The following is a 22,257-nucleotide window of genomic DNA, read 5'->3' on the forward strand; positions in this document are numbered from 1 at the left end:
CATGCTGTGCGGTTTTATCCGATATGGCTGGATTAAACCGCTCTCTTGGTTTACTCTCCTCGGCATGGACTCGTTACCTATCATCACAGAACCCGCCTCAACATGGTCGCCCCGCCTGCCGCGTTGGGTCGTGGCACGCGGACAGGATCTGACCGACTCAGATGTAGCCTTCTCTGCCGGTATCGCTCTGAAATCACTCGATGATCTCATCCGCTTATCCCCGCCATGGCTCGACTGCTGGCGCGATCGCCATGCACTCAAGTCCGCCGCTGTCGCTGCCAAAATGCTCGGCCGAAGCGAAGAGGAAGACGCGCTTCGCGACGCCGTCTTGTTGACCTCTGCGGGAGACGATCCAGGCCCCGCTGGAAGGCTGTTTCTCGCCACACGAAAGCTGGCGCGCCGGTCCGGGGCCATCAACACCTCTTTCGTCAAGCAAATCGCTGACCTGTTAGCACTTCGGTGGGACGATGGCCTTGCGGCGATCCCGGATTTGACCGATACCGCCATCCAGTCCGGGCGAGCGGCACCCTTTGCTGTGGCGGACCTTATATCGGCGATCTCTGCTGTTCGCCCGGATGCAGAGGTGCTGGGGCTAGTGCTGGGTGAGGCTGTGCTCGCGCATAAGCTGAGTTGGCTGAAACCCGTACCTTTGCTGTTGCCGGAACGCTACGGTCCAGCATTCCGCTCGATTGGTGGCAGAGGCCGCGTCCATCCCGGCGAGCCGGCGTACCAGAAGGCAATTTGCCTGGCGCTGGTGAGTGGCGCTGACACAGCCCTGCGATCTGCCGCCGAGGTCGACCGACGAGCCGCACGGTTGCTCACTGTCGCGCCGAAATTGCGTACGAAGGGGGCCGAGCCCGTCATTCGTAGATTGCTGACGGAAGATTCCGTGTCGATCTCGGCACTCGGAGGCAATCTGTCGCGATGGGCGGCAACCCGACTGTTCGAGCGCCTCGAGAGTTTTGAGGCGGTGCGTGAGCTGTCGGGCCGATCATCGTTTCGGATTTATGGCCTGTGACCATGGAAGCGAGCTCACCGAAATCAGGCCGTCGTCCAGCGCAAGATCGACAGGATATTCTGTACGATCGCGAGCTGGAAGATCTACCGCCAGAACTGCGCTGGCGGGAATGGATGATGCGGGTCGAGGCGGTGATCTTTGCCTCGGCCGAGCCGGTTTCCCGCGAGACGCTGGCGCGGGTAGTCGGTAGGGACTGCAGCATTGATCTGCTGATCGACGATCTCGTCGAGGAATTGTTAGATCGTCCCTATGAATTGGTGTCGGTCGCTGGAGGATGGCAGCATCGCACGCGGCCACGCTTTGCCGAAACGATCCGGGCGTCTTATGCACCGACGCGGGGAGGAGCGGCGGTGCTGTCAGAGTTCGATGCGATGGTGTTGATGGCTGTGGGATACTTCCAGCCAATCACCCGTGGAGAGCTCAGTAAGATTTTTGGCAAGGAAGTAAGCCGCGATACCATCGGCAGTCTTCGGGGCGCGGGCCTCATAGGTTCCGGACCACGCAGTCCGACGCCCGGTGCGCCCTACACCTACGTGACGACGAAGTACTTCCTGTCAGCCTTCGATATGGAGACGTTGCGTGATCTCCCAAACATCGAAGCGCTGGAGGACGCGGGATTGCTCAGCAGATACGCCATACAAAGCGAAAGTGCGGCATCTCAAATCGCGGAAGCAGATGAGAGCCTTATGGAGTGATGCCAACGGCGTTTAACAGCTTGGTTCGGTGGCGCGACCGTGCCTCATTCCAGATTGAGCGATTGCTTGATTTCATCGATACGCTTTGATGCTTCCGCCTTTGTCAGGTCCTCGGCGTAGGTGTCAGGCTTGGGTGCCTGTTCCGACAGGGTCTTGAGATAGGACCCCTGCGCGCCGGTCACTGGCTCATCGCCGCTTACCCAGTCGTCCGGATCCTTTTGGGTGTTGGACGTGGTGTCGGTTTTAGGATTATCAGTCATAACGTTCTCCTGAATTTGTTCTCTAAACGTTCCTTCCGCGTCTTGGTTCGGTGTGCTTTTGAAGCCGAGTGCGGAACTCAGTTGCCGCTTTTTGATCCTCCAATGCCGACAAAGTGCGACCGCGGGATGGAGAGATCGAATATGCCAGTCATAGCAACTGCAGCCTGGTCTATCCCGAAAATGGTGGGCGCTCGCTTTGCCGCAGAGGGAAGTGGGTTGGCCAGATATGCGTCCGTGTTCAGTGGCGTAGAAATTAATTCGAAATTCTACCGATGGCAAATCCTCCACCTTTGCGCTGTGGGCTGAGGCCGTGCCCGACAATTTTAAGTTCTCGGTCAAGATCCCCAAGGACATCACGCATACCCGAGCAACGAAGGATATTGAGGAACCGCTCGCCACCTTCCTTGAAGACATCGCTCCTCTTGGTCACAAAGGCGGCCCGATGCTTTGTCAGTTGCTACCGTCGTTAGCGTTCGACCCAGAGCAACTGGATCGAACATTGCAGGTGATGCGGGAGGCCGATCCGGGGCAGATCGTTATAGAGGTGCGGCATAAAAGCTGGGCATCGGTCGAAGCAAAAGATCTGCTAAAGACATACGCAATCGACAGGGTTCTTGCAGACCCCGCCACGGTTTGGCCGGCGGACGATTTCGCCGAGCCTCCGCGTTATGTCCGTCTACACGGTAAGCCAAAGATCTATTATTCAAGTTACACGGAAGACGAGATAGAAGCGTTTTCGAACTTGCTCGCCCCAAACAGTTGGTGCATTTTCGACAATACGGCCTCCGGGGCTGCGATCGAGAGCGCGCTGATCATGCTTGAGAAGCAATGAACCTATTAGGGACCGACAGCTCAGCGGATGGCGCCGCAGCATTCGGGAGGCGCAAAACAACGCATGAGTGAAGAGCCATGAACCCCGTTATCGCTCCAGCCGTACAAGAGGCGTTGCTAAACAATATGCTTCATCGACTTATGCTAGCTACTTTGTCATCTTCGTGCTACATAAAGCAATGTATTGCCGTACGAAGGTGACAAATGCCCACTCCTCATCAGCCGTCTGCAGCCGTACGGCGTTCTTTGCGAAAGCTCGGCGCGGACATTCACGACGCGCGCCGACGCCGTAAGTTGCCGATGGCTGTTGTGGCAGAGCGAGCCTTTACCTCTCGCTCGACGTTACAAAAGATCGAGGCGGGCGATTCGAATGTCAGCATCGGTATCTATGCCGGGGTCCTTCAGGCTTTGGGACTGCTCGAGGGGCTGAGCAAGGTTGCTGATATTGGTAACGACAGTGTCGGGCAAGCGCTTGCCAGTGCTGATCTGCCAAAGCGTGTCCGTTTAAAGCGCGTATCAGGATCTTCTTCCGATGGCTGATTTTGAAGTTCTTATCGATCTCGCCGCATGTACGCGGCGCGTTGGGCTGGCAAGAAGCAATCGCATTCGAGGCTCAGAAACAATCATGTTCGAGTATGATGACGCTTGGCTGAAAGACGCTGATCGTTTTTCGCTCGAACCTGCGCTTTCGCTGACCCGTGGTGCCTTCGCGCCACCGGCAGGGTTTGCGACCTTCGGGTCCATCGGCGACTCGGCTCCGGATACGTGGGGTCGGCGGTTGATGCAACGTGCCGAACGTCGTAGCGCAGAGCGTGAGGGGCGGGCCGTCCGCACCCTTTCCGAGAGCGACTACCTGCTAGGTGTCGCAGACGAGACCCGGCTTGGCGCACTCCGGTTCCGCTGGGTCGGAGATGAGGTGTTTCAGGCGCCCATCCAGACCGGGGTCCCGGCCATAATCGAACTCGGCCGGCTTGTGCAGATCACCGAACGCATCCTGCGCGATGAGGAGACCGACGAAGACCTTCAGCTCATTTTTGCACCCGGATCCTCGCTCGGTGGTGCCCGACCGAAAGCCTCTGTCGTCGATCAACATGGCCATCTGTCCATAGCCAAGTTCCCGAAGGAAACCGACGAATACAGCATCGAGACCTGGGAGGAGGTCGCACTCAGGCTGGCTGAGAAAGCCGGTATTGCAACGCCGCAACATCAGCTCGTCGAGGTCGCGGGCAAAGCCGTCATGTTGTCTCGACGCTTCGACCGCAACGGTGCCATCCGCATTCCGTTTCTATCAGCGATGGCGATGATGGGTGCCAGGGACGGGGAGCGCGGCAGCTATCCGGAAATTGTAGATGCTATTGCTGAGCACGGCGCGCGGGGCAAGGAAGACGCGCACGCTCTCTATCGGCGCGTGGTCTTCAATGTGCTAATCTCCAATGTCGATGATCACCTGCGTAATCACGGTTTTTTATGGTCGGGCAAGGCGGGGTGGTCGTTGTCACCGGCCTACGATCTCAATCCCGTTCCGACCGACGTCAAGGCGCGGGTATTGAGCACCAATATAGATCTTGATGAGAGTACCTGCTCACTCGATCTTCTGGAGGCTGCATCGGAGTATTTCGCACTCACCCTAGCTCAGGCCCGCGGCATCATCAGAGACGTAGCGACCGTCACCGCGACCTGGCGCGATACAGCCAAGGCCGTCGGTGCGCGCGGCAGCGAAATCACCCGAATGGCCAGCGCCTTCGAGCATAGCGACCTTAACCGAGCGCTCACTGTTTGATATAGTATTTATGGTGATGGATATCCATTAGAACTTAATATATTCAAGAGCTATATAATTATATATTAAATTTCCTGTAGGTTTTATATATAGTATCTACCATCGATAAGGAGTAATTAACGATGGTTATACCAACAACCCACAACCATACCATGTGATGAACTGCGATATTCCTATAGAGTTCCTATAGAAAATCATTTACCATGATTTCAATGGCTTGCGATCTTGCAAAAATTAGCATGTCAGCCCTGATGCGGCCGGCTTTCGACGCGGGAACTGCTCTGACGCGTTTGGACGAGCGGATCGCCCGTTCACCGGTCGGCGCCGGCTGGATCGAACGCCAAAACTTCGCCGACGCCTGTGCTTCCCTCTGGATTGACGGCGAACTCGTCCATCTCGAAGACCTCGTCCTTCACGATGCGACCCGCGATATCCGCACACCCACCCATGAGCTGACAATCGCCCGCGACGTGCTGCGCACCCGTCGACGGATTTCCGGACAGTCGCCCGACTGGGCACTATCGCCGGAAGGCATTCGCACGCTCCGGCAGACATCGGAGAACGCCTCAACCGGCGATGAGGCGGCAAGAACCGCCAGCGTCATGCGGCCCGCGGTCCCGATCGATGAGGAAGGGGAGGGGGATGATGGTGATCAGGCGGAGAATCTCCCCGGCGTCGACTATGCCGCTATCGATGCGCTGCTGGCCCGATCGAAGGCGGCGATAGAGCACGCGAGGCGTCCCAGGCGTGCCGGCGATAACCGTGCTGCCGAAAAAGATGCGTTGGTTTACGATCTCGATTGGGACGAGGATGCCCGGCTCGACGAATGGCGCGGCGTGTTGCGCCAGGCCGAAACCCTGCCGGCGATACTGCAGGCCATCGTCGCCCTCGATGCCTGGAACGAACTGTCCGTGCTGCAGCACGCGTCCTGGCTCGGCCGCCTGTTGTCTGCGTCGATCCTTCGGGAAGCCGGCATCACCAGCGGCTCCCATCTCGCCGCCATCAATCTTGGCCTGAAAACCATTCCCGTGGATCGGCGTCGGCATCGCGACCGGGAAACGCGACTGCTGTCCATTGCTCATGGTTTGCTGGCGGCCGCAGCGCTTGGGCTGAAGGAGCACGACCGGTTTGGCGAAAATCATGATGGAGCGCAAACTGGCGGGAAAACGGACGTCGTCAAAACTACCAGAGCTGATCAAACTGGTGATGGCAAAACCATTGGTGTCGGCCGGGATGATTGCCAAGGACCTTGGCGTCACGCCGCGGGCGGCGCTGCGGATCGTCGAGGAGTCGGGCTTGCGTGAGATGACGGGGGGGGAGGTTTCGGGCATGGGGAGTGATCTAGTGGGCCAGCCCGTTTTGTACGTCCGAATCCCATCAAATGTGGGACCTCGGGCGTTGCAAACGCAATTGCGCTCGGGTAGTCCAAAAACGTTAGAGTTATGTTCAACTTTTGTTTGCAAAACTGGTCCTATGCTGCCTCGCGATTACAGACTGCACGAGCTAAATGAGGACGAGTTCGAAAGACTCGTCGTCCGCATTTGCGTGCGTTGGCTCGGCGAGGGTATAACACCCTTTGCCCGGGGACGGGACGGCGGCCGTGACGGAAAGTTCCACGGGACCGCCAACAGCTTTCCAAGCACTGCTTCACCGCTGTCTGGGCATTTCGTCTTGCAGGCCAAGCATGTTGCTGCGCCAAACAAATCCTGCTCCGATCTCGATTTCGCAGGGCTGCTTGCGAAGGAACACGAGAAGGTCAAGCGCCTCAATGGCGAGGGCATCTGCGATCACTACCTCGTTTTCGCCAACCGAAAATATACGGGCGGCGCGGATGAGAAATATATGAAAGATCTCAAGGCGCTTGGTGTAACTTCCGCCCACATCATTGGGGTCGAGCGCCTTCATCTAGCACTCGACGATTATCCTGATATTCGCGAAACACTGCCGAATCTGCTCGATCCTTCGCCCTTTCGCTTCAATCCAGACGATCTGGCTGAGGTAATCGGCGCACTCCATTCCTACACCACGGATGACGGGCAAAGCGCCTTTGAGAGTGCATTCGACTTTGAGAAGTTGAAAATGCCGTTTAAAAACAAGCTCAACGGGGTTTCGGACGAGTATTATAGCCAAGTCATCGTCGCACAATCCATGCCGCATTTCGAGCGAGTGGCCCAATTCCTCCAAAATCCGAGGAATGACGAGTTCGCAGCGCTGTATCACGACGCCGCCGACGAGTTGAAGCAGAAGATCATCGCAAAGCGCGCCCAGTTCGGAGCGTTCGATGACATCTTCCTGTTCATGTATGAGCAAATTCAGCAGAAACGGGACGTTTTGAAGGGCAAGCGACGCCTGATTTCGATCCTGCTGCACTATATGTATTTCAATTGCGATATCGGGATCAAGCAGCTGGAGGAAAACGAAGATGTCGTCCATGCTGACGCCTAAGAAGCACCTGAACCTTGATACTTCGCTGCTACGCGTGTTCTCGCTTGTCCTAAAGGAGCTGCAAAAGCGTGGCGTTTGCGAGTTCGAGAAGCTGCGCGGTGTTGTCATCCGGCGGGTTGGCCCGGACGGCGAACTTTCCTTCCTCCCCGCTCTCGACCTGCTGTTTTTGCTGGGCAAGGCAGAGTACCACATCAAGAACGACACTCTCGAATACAAGGCTGACTGACAATGCAAATCAGTCGCCTTTACTCGAACCTTCCTGATATTCTTTCACCGATCGGGTTCAATCATGGAGCCAATGCCGATCGGCTCAATATCGTGCTCGGCGAGGTCAAGCATCCTAAGGATCGAAAGAAAGATTCGCATAATCTCGGTAAGACGACGCTCCTGCAGCTGATTGATTTCCTTATGTTGAAGGGATGGTCGCAGGACAGCTTTCTCTACAAACATCGGGACCGTTTCGCCGATTTTGTCTTTTATCTCGAGATTGCCTTGAATGGTGGTGGGTATGCCACGATTAAACGTAGCGTTGCTGCACCCACACGCGTCGCCCTTTCCCTTCATGAAGATCCCGATCAAAATTTTGATGGTGCTGCCGACGATGTCTGGGATCATCCAGATTTGCCGATCGATGAAGCGATCAAGCTTCTCGACGCATGGCTCGATCTGCGTGCGCTTCAACCTTACGACTACAGAAAGGCAATCACCTACTTCCTGCGCTCTCAGGGCGACTGGAGTGATGAACTGCAGCTGCAGAAGTTCCAAGCCGGGCGTGATCTTCATTGGAAACCGTTTGTCGCTCATCTTTTTGGCTTCAATCAGAATCCGATCACCCGAAAATACGAGCTGGACGAACGCATTGCAAAACTCCAGGAAAAGCAGTCTGAACAGCAGTCTGAGGTCCAGTTCAAAGAAGAGGACCTTCCCAAACTGACGGCGGAACTCGGCATCCTCCATCAGCATGTTGAGGATTTGGAGGGGCAGCTCGACGCGTTCCGCTTCGACGATGAAGAACGTCGGATCATGCGCGAGCTCGTCGACACCATTGAGGAAGAGATCGCCTCGCTCAATCAGCAGATCTACGATGCACGATACGATATTGGCCAGATCGACACCTCTCTCAGCCATAAGGACAAGTTCGACCTGGGCGAAGTTCAATCGATCTTCGATGAAGCAAAACTTCATTTTCCGACGCAGCTCAAAAAGCAGTATGGCGAGCTCGTGGAATTTAAGAAGAAGGTCACCCAAGAGCGAAATGCCGCTTTGCGTAAGCGCCGCAAGGAGCTTGAGGTCGCGTTATCGGCGGCCGAAGGTCAAAAGACGTTGCTTGATGCTCGGCGAGTTGAGCGTCTGAAGGTTCTTCGCTCGACGGACACCTTCGAAAAGTTCAAGGCTTTGCAGAAGGACGTCACGCACCAGAAGGCGCAGCTTGTATATCTTGGCGAGCAACGCAAAAAGCTTGAGGCTGTGGCGGAAACCGCAAGGCAGGTCCGCGAGGCAGAGCGTGACCGTGGCCGGGTCGTAGACGAGATCAAGGCTATGCTTGAAAAGCCGACGGTGATCTATGAACGCTTCGCCAGGATTTTCAACGAATACTGTCAAAAAGTGCTTAACCACGAAGGCATTTTCTTCTTTCACATCAATTCTAACAACAATCTTGACTACAAGATCAGCCTGGGTCTTGCCGGGCAAAAAGGCGTTGCCTCCAGCCAAGGTGAGGGTACCAGCTATAAGAAGTTGATCTGCGCCCTGTTCGACCTAGCGCTCCTGCGCGTTTACGAGGACATTCCGTTCTTTCATTTCGTGTATCACGATGGAATGTTTGAAGCTCTCGACGATCGAAAGAAGCTTGCCTTCCTCGAGCTTGTCCGTGAGCAGGTCAGCCACCGAAAGCTTCAGTATATCATGACAGTCATCGCGTCTGATCTACCGCGCGATTCCAAGGATAAGCTCGTTGCCTTCGCAGATGACGAGATAGTCCTCCGACTGGACGATAGCGGGCAAGCTGGCCGGCTGTTCAAGATGGCCGAATTCTGACTTCGATCTTACGGACGATTGTAATGGAGCCGAGAGGTACAGAAGCCTTAGCTTGGCCGAATTGTGCCGCTGCTGGAAGACTTCGTCTTACTCTTCGTTCCCGTCAATCACCATATAGGTTGTCAATGGCTGCCTCCACCGTCGTCTGACTCTTTGAACGTGCTCTGTTTGTATGATCTGAGTTCGCAGAGGCTCATTCAGATTTGCTATTCTCAAAGCTTTTAGAGTTAGCCAAAGATTCTTGTTCTGGGACCAGCCCTTCCCATGCGTCATGTACCCACCGACTAACGCTTGTGACTTTCCTGGCGAGTAACTGGTCTGCATCAGCGCAATCGGCAAACTCGCCATCGCGAAAATCGAAATTGGCTTTGTGCTCCTCGAGTTCGCGTTGAGCTCGGCGATAAATCATCCAAAGACGCTGTGGCTTTCGAAGTTGGAGCCAGCTGGTCAGTCCACCCGCCAAAACTGATAATGCTGACGGAACGCCTTTCGCCCAAAGGTCTCCTGTCCCAAGCGTAACGAAAAGTGGTGCAGTCAACGTAGAGGCGATGATAACGGAGAAGCAAAGTTGAGACTCCAGCTTGTTGTGATCTGCTTTCTCTCGATAGCCTTGGCGAACAGTAGAATAATAAGCGCTTGCGGTGGTAAACACGTCGGCTTGGATCGTTTTATCCTTGCGATACATAGTCAGAACATTCCCAATGTGTTGGTGTTGTTTCAACAAAGTATGAAACAGGCGAAGAGGATTCTCCAATCTCGTCACTCGCGTGCTGGCGCATTGCACGCTTGATGACACCCATTTCTTTGAAACTCAGTGCGCTGTATGGACTCTGCACGCGATTCGAAAGGGAAAATTATCCAGCTACGCAGTATTGAAACAAGTACACTCAAATCAAACGATTTCCGTAACGCTCTAACAACAGACGGAGAACTTGTGCACTTGAGTAAGCTGCATACCGTTGATAACCATCAGCCTTATCTGGATCAGCGAAATCACAGACGCCTTTGACTGCAAGAAAGGTTGGTTGTGGTGAGGAAGCGGCGTGGGCGGCCGCATAGATTCCATAAATTTCCATCTCAACTCCAATTAATTCTTGATGCTGTCCTTTGACGCCTTGAATAATTCTTCCATCGGATAGCACTGCGGACCCAGAAGCAAGCGGACCGAGCACTATCCGGCTCGTGTCCGGTTTCGTACCTTCAAACTCGAGCCTGATTGCCTCAAGTGCAGAACTGTCTCCCCGAAGCTGCAGAATATGGTTCCGAACTTTCGCCGGAGCTGGAATATGGTGAGGTCGAAACAAAAAGCGCCCTGTCTCGCCGTCCCACTTACCGCTTTGGAAATCCCATGCAGGATCTGCAAAAAGAACGTCTCCCAACTTCACTTTTCCGCGCACCCCAGCGCAGATGCCTGTCATAGCGATAAGTTTTGGTCTTAGAGTACTAATTAGTGTGTTTGCCGCTATAGCGCTCGCCACCATGCCCATACGGGGAAGACATACGGCACATACATTGTAGCTCTTGTCGTCAACCACGAATTTTCCATCGTGAATGAATATGGTGTCGTCTAGCGGACGAGATGTCTGCCAATTCCACGGAAGTTTCAGTACTTCCGAGAGTTCAGGGTCTTCCAAAGCACATATAATGACGACCTCCGTTCCGAGGTTAGAATTCTCTGGCTTTTTGCCTCGTCCACGAATGAATGTCACGCAGTTGAGGGCGCGATGCATCCATTCGTCGGTGGAGCGAGAGTAATTTAAGACTGTCCAACACCAGTCTTCAAATTGTGCAAGAGCTGATCCCGCAGCGGCTCTATCCGCTGTAATACCAAGAATATATGGGGCTTTAGACGTTAAGTCGTTTTGTCGAATCTCAAAAAGAAGATCAATGGCGTTTTGAGGATTTTCCGAATCTTCCGGATGAAGGGGAACCAGGATATCTAACAGTAGTAAGTCATATTCTTGACCCATCAATCGAGCTCTTGCGTCATTGCACGAAGTTACAATATCCACTGAGCCACGATCTATACCCATTGCTTTAAGTTCCGCGATAAAAATATCGTAGCGCTTAGGCTGGTCATCGACGATTAGGATCTGCATATCTAGTCCTCTCTCAGGCCGAGTTTCTGAAGTGTGCTAGAAAGCGTTGTCTTCCATTCATCGTAGGTTGAGTTGTAATGCAACACAGAGCTGACAATCCCTTCGAACTCGGCTATCCACTCACGCCGTAGTTGGTCGAGATCAACTGTCAGGCCTCCGTCTTTTGCAAAACCCTCATAACCCGTAATGATAACTACAGGACACGATAGCTCCGCCATCTGCATCATTCTCAAAATCTCGGCGCCTCCAAAGCCTTGCGGCCTTCCACCGCTTTCACGGTCACCAGCATCGAAGGTTGGAAGGGACATATCGAGAAGCATTAAGTCGACTTCAGTTGTTTCCACCACATCTAGAGCCGAGTTAACTGATCGTGCGGTTACGATAGCGAGTTGAGGATTAAGTTCATGGAGAAGTCTCACAATGTGATCACGTTTTGGAGCCTCATCCTCAACAAGCAAAATTGTTGGTTTCTTAACCATTCGCGCTATCTTTTGTTTGTAACACCACGGCGTAAGTTACCTCTAGGCGGAAGCGTCCATCATTCCCAAAACCAAATTCGATCCTGCCCCGGTCTGACTGAGTTACAATTGCCGCGAGTTTCGCAAATCCACTTCCATCGTCCTTTCGAGTTTGACGTGAGTAAGTTCCGCCGGAGACCATCTGTCGGACCTCCGCGGCTCGCTTCGCTTTCTCTGGCCGCACGCTCGCTTTACAATCACTAATAATCTCAATCGACAGCGTGTGAGCCTCATCGCTCCACTTTGCTGCTATATCTATTTTAGGTGAGGGCAAGCCAGAGTGCTTCTTGGTATTACCTAGTCCGACGAACAGGACGTCATGGACAAAAACTAAGTTTGCGGCGTCCAGGGACAGACTTCCGGTTGTTGACTTGTTAATACGCGGCGAGTATCCCCTTTGAGTAGTAAGGGTCGCCTCGAGACCAACTTCCAGTATTTGCTCGAGTGTAAAAAGGTGCTGACTAGCCAAGGCTCCAGTGTGCACAAACCACTGCGAGGCCTCATCAAGCTTTCCTTGAACTTCGGCAGATCTTTTTCCAGCTTCTGCGTCAAATTCGAGAAATCCAGGGTCAAACTCTGCTATTTCTTTAACAGAAGAGCGCAATTTATCGAACTCTGCAACGAGAGCGCCTTTCAGAACAACAGAGATTAGCTGTCTGACAGCTTGAAGTGATTGCTCCAGCGATATCCAAAAAACAGTAATTAGGAAACGGAAAAACGTGGTGATGTCGAGGTCAAGGGTGAGCCAAACCCTTACAACGGAATAAAGTGCATCACTGTAAGGAATGGCGAGCATTCCTGAAGGATACTCCGCTGTCCTCACATGGAAAAATCTATCTTTCGCGTCGAGCAAAATGTCATCGAAGTGAGCGGAAAAATTTCGAAAAGCCAGCTCCATCCGTGTGCGGTCTGCAGTCTCTAACGTTTTAAATGACTCTAACCAATACCTGTTAGGATGATACTCGCTGGTTTCAGTCTCTCGAGTAGTTATCAGCCCACTGACTTCGAGTGGTCCCCTTATCAATCCGATAAATGAATGATGTCTAACATTTTTTGCTAGGTAGAAATCGAGCCCAAAAGTTGCATTTGTCAGGAATTCATCCCCTGCGCGGCGGATGACGCTCATCAAAACTGCGTCTGCTTCGTTGTCCGGCGAGAATGAATGTCGGCTCAACGCGGCCCCGTCCAACTCCCGCAGGACGTCATCGAACGTTTGCGGGGCGTCAACACTAACCGGCTCGAGGTCGCGATATCGCTCGTAATCTTCTTGTAGTTCTCGTGACGCCCACCGAACGAATGCTTCATCCTCAACATGTATTCTGGTTCGATCAACTATCCAACGACCTTCATCAACCATCAGATTATGCGAGATCAACATCGCTTCAGCTGTGTAGTCGTCAGCGCTTTCGGGCCGTAGATCACTAAGCGCTAAGAAGATGTTGCGTCGTTCCTCTAAAACTTCCTTCGAGCTTGAAAACAACCTGGTGACATCAAGTATTTCTGGAACACATACATGTTTTAAAAAGTACACAAGCTCTCGATCATCAAGTAGATCGGCGCGATCTAGGAGCGCACTGGGTCTGTTCACTCCGAGCTTACGAAGTGCCAGACCCGTGGCGAACCGCAATTGCGATGCCGTTTGGCTCTCCTCAGTTCGAGACCAAAGCAAGTGAAGCGCGATCGGAGCGGCTAATGGAGATTCAACGGATTTGAAATCCTCCCAAGCGCAGTCACGAAGGCTTTCGGCAACTGGGAATAAGTTGAAGCAAGATAAATTTTTAACACTTTCAGACGCGATAAGCTCGATCTTCTTATGTCGAAAACCAAATGCATGCAGCGCGTGGAGGCGGGCAAGTTGACATAGCGCGCGAATAGCAAGTGGCGGATCTTCTACGCCAGCCAATATTTCACAGGCGCTTTCAGGATTGGCATGCGCCAGCTGATAGAGTGATCGGCCAAGGACTAAACTCGGGCTGTCGAGTTCAATAGCACTCTGACCAGTTAGGCAAATGGACCAGAATTTTTTAGTAGGAGTTTCGGGAAACGCAGCCAATCCGGTAATCTTTGGATTTACAAGATCCTCAATACCATGAGTTGGGCTATTCAAACCTATCACCCAATGTTTCCAGGCACTGTCAGGCTTGTCGCGGCGGAGTTGTGCTAAGTACTCGCCGACGCCAACCATGAAAGAGAGCCCTCGAAAATTAATGCATAGCTTTGCTGCTTGTGCGGCATAATCATTTGATTGCTCTGATGCAGCTAAGGCAGCAGCAAGCCACCTGTGCAAGGTCTTTGGGTTCAGTGAACTACGGGGAGGGCGTTGTGAACTGGCATGCGCGAAACCTGCATATATTACCTGCCAAGGATCGCTTGGTAAGCTCTTCCGGGCTGCCCTAAAGGCTTGCACACCTGATCCCGAAAAAAGAAAATCAGAAATTTTTTGGCTGCGAGGTAGAAGGGTGTTGATGTCCTGGGGAACAAAAATTGACTGAATTTTTTGTAGCCGATAATCTGAAACACCTAGATTACTTACGCACTCAATCAGAATCTGATGAAGCTCGTCGCGTCCTTCCCACTTTACGAGTTCTTGTAGCACCGCGATGAATGTTTCGTAAATGTCAATAATGCCATGACTCTGCTCAGTTCGTAAAACGTCAGCGATACCGGCATCAGTAGCAGGAAGTTCGTTTTTTAGCCGATAACGCATATAGGTCTGAGTAGCGTCATCGTAGTATGCGTGGTTTGAGATCCGCCGCTCAATCTCATCAAAGTATTTTGAGATTGTCGTCCTTTCCTCATTTCGAACGCTCGTGTGATAGGTTACATATGCAAGTAATCCCTGCTTATAGATCGATCGCACTTGCGCAGCATACTTTTTCTGTTGTTCCAAGCCACCTACAACTTGCTCAAGTGCAATTCGCAATTGCACGGACCACATGGTCGCACCGTAAGTATCAAAAATAATTTCAAGTAGATTAAGCGCTGTTGTGTAGTCTCCTCCGATCGCTGCACCTTCTACGGCCTCTTTGAGAAACAGGAACCTTGAAATCTTCTCTTTTTCTCCGTGCAACCGCGCAGTAATCCACCGCAGCTCTGTACTTAGGTCGACCGCTTCTTTCGGAATGACCCCGCTTAAATTGTCATAGCGGATAGGAATTCTATCTAATTCAGAGAGTTGGCTAGCTAACATCTCGTTAGCCCAAGCGATAAAGCCTGCGTACTGGCTGTGAGTCAATTTTATCTTCGAGCTTATATAAAGTTCGTTGAGCGCTTGCCTGAAACGTAAACTTGGCGAAAAGCGCCTCTGTTCAACGAATTCTTTTGACTTAAATTGTGAGATTATCCCTCGTAATTTATGTTGTTGCTGCAGATAGGATTGCATTAAACCATTGTTGTTTGTTTCAGCCATCTTCGCCAGCAATTCCACATCCTACAAGTATTGTTGCGCTATAAAATCACCGGTGATAGGTAGGCGCAAGCAGTGATTGTAACCATCCACCAATTCTTCGCTACTAGGGGCTATACGATCTGTGCAGTCGTTTGCCATAGGTGTTGGTCTCCGTGCGGAATTGAGCCTTATCTACCTTACCGGCTCAGTTCCGCGTGGAAGATGCAGCGGAAAGCCAGAAGCGTGTGTTTTGGCTGACCGCCGTGGCCGAGAAGGCCACAGATCGCGCTAGCGGTACGTTGTTCTACCACTCCTCTTTCACGAACTCTTCGTACGCCTTCACAATCTCCTGAAGTCGACCGCGGCGTTCTGCACGGAGGAGAAGGTCTCTTATCTTCGCCGTTTTATTCGAACCTGTGAGATCATCGGTATCCACCTGTAGTACGAAGCAAAAATTGCAGAGCTCTTCCATATTCATGGTTTTGCACATCTTTGGAAAGAACACTTCGCGCACCCATTTAGGATCGATTCCGTCGTCCTTGAGTGTGCTTGGTGCCCATGGACCCTCGGTCGGTGCGACAGGCCGTGTCGAGAGAAAATCGCTGAGGAAGCTCGCAGCCGCATGAGCCGCATATTTTTGCCAGTTATCGTTTTTGCTGTCGTCTGCAAAATCGCAAATCGAGCGCACCATAAAGAAGCCGATTCGGCGAGCGGCTGCCATAGCGCTGGCTGCGACACCTCCACCCTCCATTTCAACGGCGGCAAGCTTGGGATGAAGCAAAATGAGGCTTTTTACGTCGGCCTCTGATGCTATGACTTTATCACCCGATGCGACTGGCGCAAAGTGGACTGCAGGCACCGTCGCACTCGAGGCACAGTTGTCAGGTCTCTGCGGCAGTCGGGCTCGCCAAGCGCTTCCCAAGTGCATGTGCATAGCCCTGTCGATTAGCAGGGGGTCAGACATGTAGGAGACCGGTCTACGCTCGAGTCCGTTTTCTCGGACCTTCCCAAGTTCGTAATATACAACGTCTGTGCTGATGACGACATCGCCGAGGCGCTGTTTACCGGGGTGCAAACCGCCTGCGATTCCGCACATAACGACATATCTTGGCATCCAATGCCGAATTAGCTCTGCAGTCTCCGCGGCGGCTTGGACATTGCCCATTCTCTGAAGAAGGGCCACAACAACGCGATATTTCGTCGTTCCGTCATGAGCGACAACAATGCCTTGATAGTAAGTCCGCGACTCGCCGATAATCACTTTCTGAAGAGTGGGAAAGTACTCAAGTACGGCTGCAAGTTCCTGAGGTAGGGCGGTCACGATTGCAAAGTCTGCAGCCGATGCATCGACTTGCCTCGCGAGTTGGGTCGCCGCTATGGGTTCGAGGTGGTTTAGCGGAAATGAACCGGCGATGCGCTGGTGAATGTAAGCCTCGTGCTGAATCTTCATACCTTTGAGAACGGCCGCGGTGTACGTCGACGTGTCGCGGTCAATTAGTGCATGATGGCTGGGGCAAAGGAGAAGGAGATTGTCGAGACTTTGCCGATCTTCGGACTCTTGAGCGGGATTGAAACGCGGCCCGCCAGGGGAGTGGGCTTCGATATGCGCAACTTCAGCAATCGTGCCACCCGAATCCGGCATCAGGTCGGTGTGACAACCTGGGAACGCGCACCTACCGCCACTTAGGGCGAAAAGTCGCTTGATGGCTGAAGATGAAGTTCGTCTTTCACTCATGCGCTATTTCTCGACCCTAAAATCTGTTGCTAAGATTTGAATGACGTGCCACGCCCCCGGATATGCACGATCATGCATGGTTGTGACGCGAAGTCTCATAGTATCAAAACATTACCAACCTCTTCGTCGAGTTCACCACGTTGGCGAACCTGGATGCAACCGATATCAAATTCTATTGGAGGGTGGAGTGCACCCACCCGGCCCTTTGGGTGACCTTGGACACGCCAACTTGCCGCGGTAGCGGCCTTCGCTGCCATTGGTGAAACAGCGTTCATGAGGGTTCATGCCGGCTATGCGCTCAACATCGGCGTGTCAGAGGACGAACTTAAGGAAATCATTTAAGTCGTGACCGTGCCGGCGGGATTCCCAAAAGCGATCGCTGCCTCCCAAGCGCTCCAACAGCTTTTCGAGGAGCGAAGCCATGCAAACTGCCCCGAAGTAAGTCCTGCGACGGCGATAGGCAGGGAGGGGAGCCCATGAGCAATATCTTGCTGATCACTGCCGCCATCATCATCCCCACCGCCACATGCCTGAATGCGGTGCCCCCTATCATTAAGGCAGAGGACACGATGCCCTTTCAATCTCACACCCCGACCCAGCCGCAGAAGCATTCGTATATCGGCATGTGGGTTAGACCCCAAGTCAGCTCCCCTAGCTCCGGGTGATCGATGACGGCCTCATAGTGGATTTCCGATCCCATCTGTCGCTCATCGCCCCCAACGGCGTCCCAATCAAGCTCGTCGCTTTCGATCTCGTGGATTTCGCCAGTCGCGCTATGTCTGATCCGAGCCGTCCCGCGGCAGTAGATTTCCATGCTTCCTCAATCCCCAGCAATGCTGTCGTCAGTTCCTCCAGACAGGCAACGTCCGCTCAATGGACTTTATGGGACAGCGTTAGTAACACCGCAATGGCCAAGGAGCCGAGAATAGCTGCCGTCGCGCACGTAACCCACCATCCAACGGCGAGGAAAGGATTGTTTGGTAACTGGTCCGCCCATTGCGTGAACCCCCAGGCGCCCACGATTGCCATCGCGTTCAAGCCGCAAGAAGAACCAGCCACTTAGGCAAACTTTGTGCGCTATGTCGACGACGGGAGGATCTGCATGTCGAACGAGGTCACGGAAAGAGCGCTACGAGGGGCAGCTTGGGAAAGAAAAGTCTAGCTCTTCGCCGGTTCCGACCACGGCGCAGATCGCGCTGCGATCATGCTCACCCTGATCATGCCCCCCGGCTGAACGACGTAGAAGCGAAGGCATGGCTCGCCTAATAACTGTGATGGCGACCTCGGGTGCTTTACCGGCGGCATTAAGATGGTCTTATTTGGACTTGAGGACGGCGTTCAGGCGGCATGCGGCGAGGGGTGGCTTTTTGAGCACCTGCCGGACGACGGCCCTTCGTCCGGCAATGGATGCCCGTCCGCTCCATCGTCCGGATTGACGGCTCATCGGGCGCCAGACCGGACAAAGCGGCTGCGGCCTTCTCATCCAACTACTCGTCGCTCGACGCTTTGCGATTCCGGCCGCACGCCGGACGAGGCGGTCAGCGGCGACCCCAGCGTTGACTAGCTGATCGACTGAGAGGTTCTTTGTTTTTCCGCTTCGCACCGGTAAATACCACCATGATCAGTCCTCAGATGGCACCAGAGGAAGCTCCTAAACCGCGACAACGAAGACGTCATCAAAGGCTGCGAAACCGCAGACATATTCACTAGCGATAGTATTTAGGACAGTCCTCGCGAGGATTGCGTTGAGCAATGTTGCGTCGTCTCCAACATCGGCTTCAACAATGAATGCGCTACAAGCTGATCGATAATATTTCCTGACATCGCCAAGCGTCATTTTTTCACGCGACTTTTTATAAAAAAGTTTTAGAAGACACTCAAGATTGAATAAAATTTCGTCACCTGGAGGGGGCGGAAGTGATTTCTCCATCAGCGCTCCAATTGAGCGATTGATCCCGCTCTCCGCGTAGAGGACATTTACCCAAGCCTGTGGCCAATACTTCCGAAGGTGTTTGCTGGACACAGCGTGGTCGACATCGTGCTTCGACAAGTTCACTCCTGTGCCGTAAGTCATTTCGACATAGCGCTGACACGCCGCACGATAGCTGTGAAAGTCAATGTGAGCCCAAATTTGAGAATAGCTCAAATAACCAGCTGGTGTTTGAACCTGTCCTCGTAAAACCAGAACCCGCTCCCTCTCAAAATCCTTCGCTCTTTTGAAGCGCGTTGAGAGCTCCGTGAGCTGGTGGTCTTTTGCCCAGTTGCGAAGGTGATCTTTCGTGCGAAAAGCAATTGGGGCTCGGTAGCCGTGTTCAACCAAGGTCTGAAAATCGAGCCCTGTACTGACAACGACGAAAGGATGTGAGCTAAAGGAGGGTGCTGGTATCATGACTTCCCGACTTGAACGACTTCGCGAAACCACAGTTAGCCCGAAGTGGTTAATCAGGGCCCAATATGCGTTTGAACAATTGCACACATCGAAGGCGCAACCGCGACTGTGACCGGAATATCCGAGGGTAGGCTGGATCGTCCACGACGCGTCATCGGCTACGCAGTTAAAGTCACCCATTCCCATTCTCTGGGGGAGTTCTCCGCTACCGACGGGCTCAACCCCATCCAGAACCTTCTTCAGGTTTTCGTCGAGAAGTCCCAGCAAGTAGGTCGCGATGCCGGGTGCCTCCAGGTACAGCCCCACCTCATCCAGCGGATCGTCTTCAGACCCGGATTGGGACCCCCAATTCATCGTACTGACGACCACGTCGTTGGAGTCCCATATGAGAAACCTTAGCATGAACCTGTGGTTCGCGCGCAGATATGACCTCTACGGTTCCCTCCAGCCTTTTACGGTGAGCGGCCATGTGCTTGCGCTTCGTTGGACCGGATTGTCGTGAATAATAAATCCGGACGTCCTTCAGTCGACCTCCTGCGACCTCGGCCGGGTTCAATAATCCAGGGACGACGTTGGCGCCCATTCTGTTCGTGATGCAGACAAAGCTTTCATTTGCGCTGTGGGCTGCCTTTCGCAGAAGTGCTCCATGGTCTTGCGCGTGGAGCACAGTCAACCGTGCCTTGGTTGTTGGTGCCTGATCAGACCCGGTGGTCAGCGGGGTCTTACCCGTCTGGCTTCAGATGCAAGGAATTGAAGAATTTCCACCGATCGGCTCGCGCTGGCGAGGGAAACCGCTATCCCTTTGAGGATGTCTAGGCCAGCCGCGACGGCCATCGGTCGCGGAGTTCGATTGAAACCTCCACGGCGGAGAAGGGTGAGGACAAACAGTTGCATGATCCGATCACAACGACTGTTCCACCCTATACGTCGTCGGCAGCAAGGGATTTTGCATGACTTCCAACGCTGTCGCGATGGACCAGGAGGAAGCCGCGGCTAAGTCTTACTGCCCAAAGTCTCTCATGAAGTTCCTCCAGCGCCAATGCGTGCCTCGCTTTATCCAGGGAAGTGCCAAAAAATAAATGGCACCGCACGCCACCCCGATATGCGTCTTCCAGCGCCGTGTATATGCGCGCCCGGTGCACTCTTCCTCTTTCATCTGACTGGCTGACGATGAACGTCGACAGTACGAAGATGTCCAAAACCGCAGCCCGCACGATGCGTTCGAAGCGCTCGATGTGCTCGGGCGATCCAACAACCAGCTGATCGAGAGCGAAGGTCGTCTCAATCGAAGCAGGGGCGGATGGCTCGCCCTTCGATGCTCGAGGGAGAACCGCCGTCTTAGGGTTTCGTCCACCGCCGCGACCAGGTTGGCGCTAGCCCCCTCGGGATTTCGCCCCTCTTGAAAGCAGCGAGGTCGATCTCAAGGAATTTCTTCTCCATACCCGAGCCTGTGGTCCGAACTCCACGAAGCCATTCACCGGGGCGTAGAGATTGGGATACGAACTGACTGACCCGGTGAAGCCAAAGTGCTTGATCGAAATATTACGGTTTCGGGCTCCCATCAAGACTTGTACTGACCATACCGCTTCGGTGGTTGACGCGGACAAGCATTCCTTTATCGACGCGTATAAGAATAAGAAACGTAAAATTCTTCCTTGCAACCGAGAGTTATTTGATTAACACTTCATTATGGTGCCAGGGGGAAATAAAAAATGCGAATACTACTTGTTACGCTGACGTCAATTTGCGCTGGTTGCGCTGTTCTACCAAGCAAAAGCGACCTGGATGGTTTTGCCGCCGCCACATCGAGCAGTGCGAAAACGGTTGCTGCCGCCGTCTCAGCAAGCAATCAGGTGGCCACAGACCAGGACGAGCAACTGCAGGCGATACAATATATTCGCGGCGGCAGATATGCTCTTGTAGAGTTGCCACAGTCAAAGCTGACTAACAGACTGGATGCGGATCAGCTTCAAATACGCCTTGCGGCGATTAGCGATCTGCAAAACTATGCCAACGCGGTCGGCAAAGCCGCCGATCAGGGAACTGTCGATCAACTTGAGGCGTCGGCTGAAAAGCTGACGAATTCGGTGGCGGCTTTGGCCACCGCGATGGGCGGCTCGCCGATGGTCGCGCCAGCGATCAAAGTTGTGGGCCGCGCGGCCGCGTCTGCGGTCTCAGACACTTACGTTAGGCAGGTGCTGGATGTCGTTCGTAAGACGGATCCTGTGGTAAAAAACCTAGTCGATCTTCTCAAAAATGACCTTGGCCCCCTTCAAACGGATCTGTGGGTTCAAGCTACAGCCTATGCCGGGCTTCGCGACCAGCAACTTGCGGTCCTGCGACGGGATCCGCGTGTCAACAGAGCAGCCCTCTACGAAGCCTACATGAATGCACGCTCAGATGTTAAGGCGCGATACGCTTTAGGCGATGCCGCCACTCCGATTTCTGATCTCCTTCAGTCAATCCACGACACGCACCACGCGCTAACGACCGGTTCGGGCGATATCGGACTGACGATAAAGCGCCTCAGCGCATTGGCAAAGGACAGTGCGGCACTTATCGAAGTCACGAAAAAGGATGCTGTAGAATGACGCCCAGTGAAGAGTTTGACGCCGCAGCGCAAGAGGCACAGGAGATGTTCTCGAAGTTTCCGCTCGACGATATTAAACAGCCAAGTGCGATTCAGGAGTGGTTCGATAAACTAAAACCGTCGCTCTGGAAGGCTGATGCCGGCGTCAACGCCGCGAGGCTTGCGATCCTTATTGCCGACTCAATCAAAGTTCTGATTGCGACTAAGTCATTGTCCAATGACAGCGAGAAAGCAGAGTTTGCCAATTCAATCCGCGTCTTGCAGTCTCACTACTTCCTGGCGAGGAAAAAAGCGATGGAGGAGGCGGCTTCACGCTACACAATTACCGCACAACTTCGCGCCCAGGCGGGGACGCTGAATAAGGCGTATAAAAAGGTTATCGCAAGTACGGCAATCCTCAATCAGCTCGGCGATGCGATTGATGGCCTCACATCGCTCGTTGGCGCGCTCAGATGACTTGAGGTGTTTGTAC

The 22,257-nt window shown here is 53.4% G+C and carries 18 protein-coding genes and 3 pseudogenes; 13 read left to right on the forward strand and 8 right to left on the reverse strand.

The window, feature by feature from the left end; translation table 11 throughout:
• Positions 1 to 64 precede the first annotated feature (64 nt).
• Entirely contained in the window at positions 65 to 1,018 is a 954-nt protein-coding gene (locus tag G6L28_RS21170; protein WP_065657626.1) for a DUF1403 family protein, read from the forward strand.
• Positions 1,019 to 1,020: 2 nt separating this feature from the next.
• Positions 1,021 to 1,713: an SMC-Scp complex subunit ScpB gene (gene scpB / locus G6L28_RS21175; RefSeq protein WP_012478035.1), complete on the forward strand. Its 693-nt coding sequence runs from the start codon at positions 1,021 to 1,023 to the stop codon at positions 1,711 to 1,713.
• 44 nt (positions 1,714 to 1,757) lie between these two features.
• Here scpB and G6L28_RS21180 read toward each other — a convergent pair whose 3' ends face one another.
• Positions 1,758 to 1,973 carry a DUF3072 domain-containing protein gene (locus G6L28_RS21180; RefSeq protein ID WP_035258441.1) on the reverse strand — a complete coding sequence of 72 codons (216 nt, stop codon included), beginning with the start codon at positions 1,971 to 1,973 and terminating at the stop codon, positions 1,758 to 1,760.
• Positions 1,974 to 2,283: 310 nt separating this feature from the next.
• Between G6L28_RS21180 and G6L28_RS21185 the strand changes: the two genes are divergently transcribed.
• The 7 genes and pseudogenes from G6L28_RS21185 (at position 2,284) to G6L28_RS21215 (ending at position 9,066) form a co-directional block, all read left to right on the forward strand.
• Positions 2,284 to 2,805 (forward strand): DUF72 domain-containing protein, encoded by a 522-nt coding sequence (locus G6L28_RS21185; protein ID WP_327785659.1) that lies wholly within the window; start codon positions 2,284 to 2,286, stop codon positions 2,803 to 2,805.
• Positions 2,806 to 3,008: 203 nt separating this feature from the next.
• The gene (locus G6L28_RS21190; protein WP_012478037.1) at positions 3,009 to 3,344 is read left to right on the forward strand and encodes a helix-turn-helix domain-containing protein; all 336 of its coding nucleotides are present in this window, start codon (positions 3,009 to 3,011) and stop codon (positions 3,342 to 3,344) included.
• Positions 3,337 to 4,584, forward strand: coding sequence for a type II toxin-antitoxin system HipA family toxin (locus tag G6L28_RS21195; RefSeq protein WP_012478038.1), 1,248 nt, complete (start codon positions 3,337 to 3,339; stop codon positions 4,582 to 4,584). Before G6L28_RS21190 ends, G6L28_RS21195 begins: the two co-directional genes overlap by 8 nt.
• Before the next feature lie 203 nt (positions 4,585 to 4,787).
• Positions 4,788 to 5,929: pseudogene (locus tag G6L28_RS21200) on the forward strand (RHE_PE00001 family protein).
• A 128-nt stretch (positions 5,930 to 6,057) separates the two neighbouring features.
• Complete coding sequence (locus G6L28_RS21205) at positions 6,058 to 7,029, forward strand: ABC-three component system protein (protein ID WP_035258439.1); 972 nt, start codon at positions 6,058 to 6,060, stop codon at positions 7,027 to 7,029.
• Positions 7,007 to 7,255, forward strand: a complete 249-nt coding sequence (locus G6L28_RS21210) for an ABC-three component system middle component 8 (protein WP_012478041.1) — start codon at positions 7,007 to 7,009, stop codon at positions 7,253 to 7,255. The genes G6L28_RS21205 and G6L28_RS21210 overlap by 23 nt, the downstream gene beginning before the upstream one ends.
• A 2-nt stretch (positions 7,256 to 7,257) precedes the next feature.
• The gene (locus tag G6L28_RS21215) at positions 7,258 to 9,066 is read left to right on the forward strand and encodes a DUF2326 domain-containing protein (RefSeq protein ID WP_172691040.1); all 1,809 of its coding nucleotides are present in this window, start codon (positions 7,258 to 7,260) and stop codon (positions 9,064 to 9,066) included.
• 193 nt (positions 9,067 to 9,259) lie between these two features.
• Here G6L28_RS21215 and G6L28_RS21220 read toward each other — a convergent pair whose 3' ends face one another.
• The 5 genes from G6L28_RS21220 to G6L28_RS21240 all read right to left on the reverse strand — a co-directional run bounded on the left by G6L28_RS21220 (position 9,260) and on the right by G6L28_RS21240 (position 16,806).
• Positions 9,260 to 9,751, reverse strand: a complete 492-nt coding sequence (locus G6L28_RS21220) for a DUF4231 domain-containing protein (RefSeq protein ID WP_012478043.1) — start codon at positions 9,749 to 9,751, stop codon at positions 9,260 to 9,262.
• A 202-nt stretch (positions 9,752 to 9,953) separates the two neighbouring features.
• Positions 9,954 to 11,165: a hypothetical protein gene (locus G6L28_RS21225; RefSeq protein WP_012478044.1), complete on the reverse strand. Its 1,212-nt coding sequence runs from the start codon at positions 11,163 to 11,165 to the stop codon at positions 9,954 to 9,956.
• Between the two features lie 2 nt (positions 11,166 to 11,167).
• A complete protein-coding gene (locus G6L28_RS21230; RefSeq protein ID WP_012478045.1) occupies positions 11,168 to 11,644 on the reverse strand; it encodes a response regulator in 477 nt (158 codons plus the stop codon).
• The gene (locus G6L28_RS21235) at positions 11,637 to 15,104 is read right to left on the reverse strand and encodes a hypothetical protein (protein ID WP_172691042.1); all 3,468 of its coding nucleotides are present in this window, start codon (positions 15,102 to 15,104) and stop codon (positions 11,637 to 11,639) included. Before G6L28_RS21235 ends, G6L28_RS21230 begins: the two co-directional genes overlap by 8 nt.
• 271 nt (positions 15,105 to 15,375) lie before the next feature.
• On the reverse strand, positions 15,376 to 16,806 hold the full coding sequence (locus tag G6L28_RS21240) for an HNH endonuclease (RefSeq protein WP_012478047.1): 1,431 nt from the start codon (positions 16,804 to 16,806) through the stop codon (positions 15,376 to 15,378).
• 219 nt (positions 16,807 to 17,025) lie between these two features.
• Here G6L28_RS21240 and G6L28_RS21245 point away from each other — a divergent pair.
• Positions 17,026 to 17,286 (forward strand): annotated as a pseudogene (locus G6L28_RS21245) (carboxymuconolactone decarboxylase family protein); the annotation flags it as partial.
• A gap of 103 nt (positions 17,287 to 17,389) precedes the next feature.
• On the opposite strand, the gene G6L28_RS21250 reads toward G6L28_RS21245, so the two are convergent.
• Positions 17,390 to 17,620, reverse strand: coding sequence for a hypothetical protein (locus G6L28_RS21250; RefSeq protein ID WP_035258433.1), 231 nt, complete (start codon positions 17,618 to 17,620; stop codon positions 17,390 to 17,392).
• A 249-nt stretch (positions 17,621 to 17,869) separates the two neighbouring features.
• Here G6L28_RS21250 and G6L28_RS21255 point away from each other — a divergent pair.
• Positions 17,870 to 18,069 (forward strand): annotated as a pseudogene (locus G6L28_RS21255) (IS66 family transposase); the annotation flags it as partial.
• A 388-nt stretch (positions 18,070 to 18,457) separates the two neighbouring features.
• Here G6L28_RS21255 and G6L28_RS22970 read toward each other — a convergent pair.
• Positions 18,458 to 19,564 (reverse strand): hypothetical protein, encoded by a 1,107-nt coding sequence (locus G6L28_RS22970; RefSeq protein ID WP_234902683.1) that lies wholly within the window; start codon positions 19,562 to 19,564, stop codon positions 18,458 to 18,460.
• Positions 19,565 to 20,907: 1,343 nt separating this feature from the next.
• Here G6L28_RS22970 and G6L28_RS21265 point away from each other — a divergent pair.
• Complete coding sequence (locus tag G6L28_RS21265) at positions 20,908 to 21,786, forward strand: hypothetical protein (protein ID WP_012478051.1); 879 nt, start codon at positions 20,908 to 20,910, stop codon at positions 21,784 to 21,786.
• Complete coding sequence (locus G6L28_RS21270) at positions 21,783 to 22,241, forward strand: hypothetical protein (protein WP_012478052.1); 459 nt, start codon at positions 21,783 to 21,785, stop codon at positions 22,239 to 22,241. Before G6L28_RS21265 ends, G6L28_RS21270 begins: the two co-directional genes overlap by 4 nt.
• Positions 22,242 to 22,257: the final 16 nt, after the last annotated feature.

The sequence above is a fragment of the Agrobacterium larrymoorei genome (assembly GCF_013322225.1).
GTDB classification, from domain to species: Bacteria; Pseudomonadota; Alphaproteobacteria; order Rhizobiales; family Rhizobiaceae; genus Agrobacterium; species Agrobacterium larrymoorei_A.

What these genes read in the sequence shown, in the direction of transcription:
- G6L28_RS21250 (WP_035258433.1), bottom strand. Translation starts at nt 17,620, where the DNA reads ATGGAAATCTACTGCCGCGGGACGGCTCGGATCAGACATAGCGCGACT.
- G6L28_RS21190 (WP_012478037.1), top strand. Translation starts at nt 3,009, where the DNA reads ATGCCCACTCCTCATCAGCCGTCTGCAGCCGTACGGCGTTCTTTGCGA.
- G6L28_RS21240 (WP_012478047.1), bottom strand. Translation starts at nt 16,806, where the DNA reads ATGAGTGAAAGACGAACTTCATCTTCAGCCATCAAGCGACTTTTCGCC.
- G6L28_RS21215 (WP_172691040.1), top strand. Translation starts at nt 7,258, where the DNA reads ATGCAAATCAGTCGCCTTTACTCGAACCTTCCTGATATTCTTTCACCG.
- G6L28_RS21195 (WP_012478038.1), top strand. Translation starts at nt 3,337, where the DNA reads ATGGCTGATTTTGAAGTTCTTATCGATCTCGCCGCATGTACGCGGCGC.
- scpB (WP_012478035.1), top strand. Translation starts at nt 1,021, where the DNA reads ATGGAAGCGAGCTCACCGAAATCAGGCCGTCGTCCAGCGCAAGATCGA.
- G6L28_RS21230 (WP_012478045.1), bottom strand. Translation starts at nt 11,644, where the DNA reads ATGGTTAAGAAACCAACAATTTTGCTTGTTGAGGATGAGGCTCCAAAA.
- G6L28_RS21265 (WP_012478051.1), top strand. Translation starts at nt 20,908, where the DNA reads ATGCGAATACTACTTGTTACGCTGACGTCAATTTGCGCTGGTTGCGCT.
- G6L28_RS21270 (WP_012478052.1), top strand. Translation starts at nt 21,783, where the DNA reads ATGACGCCCAGTGAAGAGTTTGACGCCGCAGCGCAAGAGGCACAGGAG.
- G6L28_RS21205 (WP_035258439.1), top strand. Translation starts at nt 6,058, where the DNA reads ATGCTGCCTCGCGATTACAGACTGCACGAGCTAAATGAGGACGAGTTC.
- G6L28_RS21220 (WP_012478043.1), bottom strand. Translation starts at nt 9,751, where the DNA reads ATGTATCGCAAGGATAAAACGATCCAAGCCGACGTGTTTACCACCGCA.
- G6L28_RS21170 (WP_065657626.1), top strand. Translation starts at nt 65, where the DNA reads ATGGACTCGTTACCTATCATCACAGAACCCGCCTCAACATGGTCGCCC.
- G6L28_RS21180 (WP_035258441.1), bottom strand. Translation starts at nt 1,973, where the DNA reads ATGACTGATAATCCTAAAACCGACACCACGTCCAACACCCAAAAGGAT.
- G6L28_RS21225 (WP_012478044.1), bottom strand. Translation starts at nt 11,165, where the DNA reads ATGCAGATCCTAATCGTCGATGACCAGCCTAAGCGCTACGATATTTTT.
- G6L28_RS21210 (WP_012478041.1), top strand. Translation starts at nt 7,007, where the DNA reads ATGTCGTCCATGCTGACGCCTAAGAAGCACCTGAACCTTGATACTTCG.